Origin of the sequence: Blautia sp. MCC270 (genome assembly GCF_018785605.1) — a bacterium.
Classification (GTDB): Bacteria; Bacillota; Clostridia; order Lachnospirales; family Lachnospiraceae; genus Blautia_A; species Blautia_A fusiformis.
The window spans coordinates 1-5,064 of sequence record NZ_WQQD01000059.1 but is presented as its reverse complement, the minus strand read 5'-3'; the positions used below and the strand labels follow the sequence as shown (position 1 = coordinate 5,064).

4 protein-coding genes are annotated in these 5,064 nt (G+C 48.1%); all 4 read left to right on the top strand.

What is annotated here, in order from left to right; genetic code table 11:
- Window positions 1-157 precede the first annotated feature (157 nt).
- Window positions 158-835, top strand: coding sequence for a response regulator transcription factor (locus tag GPK58_RS12070; RefSeq protein ID WP_215638708.1), 678 nt, complete (start codon window positions 158-160; stop codon window positions 833-835).
- Window positions 828-1,727, top strand: coding sequence for a sensor histidine kinase (locus tag GPK58_RS12065; RefSeq protein WP_215638707.1), 900 nt, complete (start codon window positions 828-830; stop codon window positions 1,725-1,727). Before GPK58_RS12070 ends, GPK58_RS12065 begins: the two co-directional genes overlap by 8 nt.
- Before the next feature lie 135 nt (window positions 1,728-1,862).
- A complete protein-coding gene (locus tag GPK58_RS12060) occupies window positions 1,863-2,534 on the top strand; it encodes an ABC transporter ATP-binding protein (RefSeq protein WP_148445092.1) in 672 nt (223 codons plus the stop codon).
- 15 nt (window positions 2,535-2,549) lie between these two features.
- A partial coding sequence (locus GPK58_RS12055; RefSeq protein WP_215638706.1) for an ABC transporter permease occupies window positions 2,550-5,064 on the top strand: 2,515 nt, incomplete at its 3' end.

Here is a 5,064-nt window from a genome sequence, read left to right as displayed (position 1 = left end):
TAATATGATTATAGAAAAAGTGTGCTGCCGATAGACGGTTAGTCCACATACTTAATTGATTGAAAATAACCGTTCAGTTTGCGAGGCTGGGGCGGTTATTTTTGTGTCTTGTTATTAACTTTGCCGAATACCTTTGAGGAACGAGGGAGTGAGATATATGGAGCAATTATTGATTGTTGAAGATGATATTGGTTTGAATCAAGGTTTATGCAAAGCACTGAAAGTAGATGATCGGAAGATCATTTCCTGCCAAGACCTGAAAACGGCGAAGGAACAGCTGCTTTGCGGCGGTGTATCCCTGATCCTGTTGGATATCAATCTGCCGGATGGCAGTGGGCTTGAGCTGCTCCGGGAGGTCAAGGAAAACATGCCCGGAGTTCCTGTTATTCTGCTGACTGCCAATGATACCGATCTGGACATCGTGGACGGACTGGAGAGGGGCGCTGATGATTACATTACCAAGCCCTTTTCTCTTTCGGTTTTGCGGGCAAGAGTGAATACCCAACTGCGAAAGCAAGCGTCAAGCCATAAAAATGCACCGATCCATATTGATCTATTTCACTTTGACTTTGAAGCAATGACCTTTTATGTGGGAGATTCAAAAGTGGAATTGAGTAAAACAGAACAAAAATTACTGCGTCTGCTTGTTGAAAATCGTGGTCGAACCATGACCCGTGGAGACCTTGTAGACCGAATCTGGACAGATGGCGCAGAATATGTGGATGAAAATGCTTTGTCTGTTACGATCAAGCGTCTGAGGGATAAGCTAGGTGCACAGAAATACATTAAAACCATCTATGGAATTGGTTATAGCTGGGTGATAAAAGATGAATAAAACCGGCATTGTGATCATACTGCTGTGTTTTCTGGCGGCAGCAGCTGTTGTATTATGGGAGCGGAGAAAGGTCATAAAAACGATGGAAGAAATCGAAAGGATGCTGGACGCCGCCATGACCGGATCCTTTTCTGAAACAACTTTTGATGAAAGCCGGCTGTCTGCTTTGGAAACAAAGTTTGCACACTATCTTTCTGCCGCAGAAGCATCTTCTCAAAATATAGCACAGGAAAAAGACAAAATCAAATCCTTGATTGCGGACATTTCCCACCAGACGAAAACGCCGATTGCAAACCTGCTGTTATACAGCGAGCTTTTGATGGAGGAAACTCTGCCTGCATCGGCAAAGGAAAACGTGGAGGCACTGTACAAACAATCGGAAAAGCTACGATTTCTGATTGATTCTCTCGTAAAACTTTCCAGACTGGAAAATGGGATCATTTCACTTTCCCCTCAGCAAGCATCACTTCAGCCGCTGCTTGAAAGCGTAGTAGAACAATATGCCGCCAAGGCTTCTGGAAAAGGATTATCCATATATCTGTACGATACAGATATTTCCGCTACATTTGACTTCAAATGGACAGCGGAAGCACTGGCTAATATTGTAGACAATGCCATCAAATATACGGAGCATGGAACAATCACGATTTCTACCGTAAGTTACGAAATGTTTACAAGGATCGATATATCGGATACCGGTTCAGGTATCCCGGAAAACGAGCAGGCAAAGATATTTTCCCGTTTTTATCGTTCAAATGCTGTTCAGGAACAAGAAGGGGTTGGCATCGGCTTATACCTTGCCCGACAGATTATATCCGGTGAGAGCGGTTACATCAAGGTTGCTTCCGTTCCGGGAAAAGGAAGTACGTTTTCCATATTTCTGCCGAAATAACAACAATTCTATCAAAACTGTTAGATTTCATTTTCCGCCGGAAAGAATGTGGAAAGAATCCTATGCGATAATCTGTATGTATCAAAGGATCATTTCCTTTCATATATACAGATTTTTTCATGGAGGTACTCATTTATGGAGGTTTTACAGGCAAAAGACCTGAAAAAAATTTATGGCTCCGGCAATAATGCGGTTCATGCACTGGATGGAGTTGATTTGAGTGTAAAGAAGGGCGAATTTGTTGCAATTGTCGGCACATCCGGATCCGGAAAATCCACGCTGTTGCATATGCTGGGCGGGCTGGATCGCCCTACAAGCGGCACGGTCATGGTGGACGGACAGGATATTTTCTCCTTGAAGGAGGAAGCGCTGACTATTTTCCGCCGCAGAAAAATCGGTTTTGTATTTCAGAGCTACAATCTTGTTCCGGTGCTGAATGTATATGAAAATATCATTCTTCCCATTGAACTGGATGGTGGAAAGGTAAATAAATCTTTTGTGAAGCAGATCGGGCAGACGCTTGGATTGAGTGACCGTCTGGATGCACTGCCCAATCAGCTCTCAGGTGGTCAACAGCAGCGGGTAGCCATTGCCCGTGCACTGGCAGCGGCACCCGCTATCATTCTGGCAGATGAACCCACCGGCAATCTGGATTCCAAAACCAGCCAGGATGTATTGAGCCTTTTGAAAGTCACCAGTCAAAAGTTCGCCCAGACAATCGTAATGATCACTCACAACGAAGAAATTGCGCAGATGGCAGACCGCATTATCCGTATCGAAGATGGTCGGATCGTCTCCCAGAACTAACGGGAGGTGGCTACGATGAATGTCAAAAACAGAAAATGTATTCGAAAGCTCAGCTTAAAATCCCTTTATGCGAACCGTCGCCGCAATCTGATCGCCATTTTTGCCATTGCGCTGACAACGCTGCTATTTACTTCCATGTTCACCATTGTCTTGTCGTTGAACGCCAGTTATGAAACCTACCAGTTTCGGCAGGTAGGCGGCTATGCACACGGTACCTTTAAAGATGTTTCCCCCGAGCAGGCGGAACGTATCGCTGCTCATCCAAAGGTGAAGGCTGTGGGGGCACGGAAGGTGATTGGCATCACTGCGGAAGGTGTCTTTTCCAAAACGCCTGCAGAGATCAGCTACATGGATGCCAACTGCACCAAATGGAGCTATGCCACCCCTACTACCGGGCGGATGCCCGAAAGCGGCAAAGAAGTAGCCATGGATACGGCAGCGTTGCAGCTGCTTGGCGTAACGCCGGAGCTGGGCGGCGAGGTCACGGTTTCCTATTCCATCACGGACAAGGATCAAACCGCCTTTACTGTAACAGATACCTTTACGCTGGTGGGTTATTGGGAATATGATGAACTAATGCCTGTTCACTACATCAACATCAGCCGTGATTACGCAGATGACATCGAAGCGCAGGCAGTGAAAACAGGGTTACAGCCTTTCCGCACCGATTTGAATGTCATGCTGGCCTCCAGCACAAACATTCAAGGGCAGATGGAGCAGGTGGATACCGATCTTGGCTACACATGGGACAGCTATACCGATCCCAACAGCGTCCGAATCGGCGTCAATTGGGGATATACCTCATCTCAGTTGGAGTCGCAGCTTGATCCAGAGCTGATGATCGCCATAGCAGCTTTTCTGATGCTGGTGATTTTTACCGGGTATCTTATCATCTATAACATTTTCCAGATCTCTGTTGCAGGAGATATCCGGTTTTACGGACTTCTGAAAACCATTGGCACAACGCCCCGGCAGCTCAAACGCATCATTCGCCAGCAGGCACTTCTGCTTTGTCTGATCGGCATTCCGGCGGGGCTGCTGCTGGGCTACGGCATCGGCACTGTTCTGGTGCCTGTTGTCTTGCACTCCACCCAGTTGGATGCAGGCATCGCCACCATCAGCACTTCGCCTGTGATCTTCCTTGGTTCCATGCTGTTTGCCCTGTTGACGGTGCTCCTGTCCTGTTCCAAGCCCGGAAAAATGGCAGCCAAGGTTTCTCCGGTGGAGGCTACCAAATATACGGATGTGATGCAGACTAAGAAAAAACAGCGCAGCACCCGGGGTGCCAAGCTCCATCAGATGGCCTTTGCCAATCTGGGACGAAATAAGAAAAAAACGGTGCTGGTGGTGTTGTCTCTGGCACTGTCGGTGACACTGTTCAATGCGCTGTGTGCCTTTGTGGGAGGCTTCAGCATGGAGAAGTATGTATCCTCCATGACCTGCGCCGATTTTATCGTCAGCACTCCCGACTATTTCCGGTACAACCCGGCAGATGAATTCATCACGCCAGAACAGATCGAGGAGATCGAATCAAACACAAAGGCCAGTCTTTCCGGCACGGGATATGCTGTGCGAAAAAATGCATACCTGTGGATGACGGAGGATGCTCTGCGACAGGACTATGCAAGGTACGAAAGTGCCGAGCAGTTGGACAGCCATATGAGCCGCATGGAGCACCGGGGCAATATGGTGATGGGAGATACCAGAATCGAGGCTCTGGATAACAGTCTGTTTGATAAGCTGCAAGTGTTCGACGGAGATATTTCTCCCATGTTGGAGCCGGACAATAACGCCATTGCCATTGCGGTTTCTTTGGATGATTACGGCAATCTGCCCAATCCTGAATACTACCCCAAGGTGGGAGACACGATCACGGCTACCTATGCGGATGATGTGAAATATATCGACAGCCGCACAGGGGAACTGTGCAACGAAGACACACCGGAGGAATGCCTTCAGGCAAAATTGTATGGGGCCAGAGATGTAGAGTACACGGTCTGCGCCTTGGTAGAACTTCCGTACTCCATGGGTTATCGTTATGGTGGTATTGGATATAACGCAGTTTTGCCTGTGGACACCGCACAGAGAGACAGCGGTGGTGCGGTCGTTCCGATGCTCTACCTGTTCGACACAGTGGACGAAGCTGACGAGGCCGAAGCAGAGCAATATCTGTCAAAGCTCACGGCCGGTGAGTTTTCGCCCTTGATGTATGAAAGCAAAGCCACAGCTCGCTCTGAGTTTGCTCAGTTCCGGCAGATGTTCCTTCTGATCGGTGGTATCCTCTGTGCTATCATTGGGCTGGTGGGACTCTTAAATTTCTTCAACGCCATGATGACCGGTATCCTTTCCCGCCGCCGTGAATTTGCTGTGCTTCAGGCTGTAGGAATGACGCCCCGACAGCTCAAAACCATGCTGATCTACGAGGGGTTGTTTTACGCAATGTCTTCCGTATCGGTGGCCTTTGTGCTTTCACTGGCGGTGGGACCTCTTGCGGGGAAAATGCTGGGCAGTATGTTCTGGTTCTTTGAGT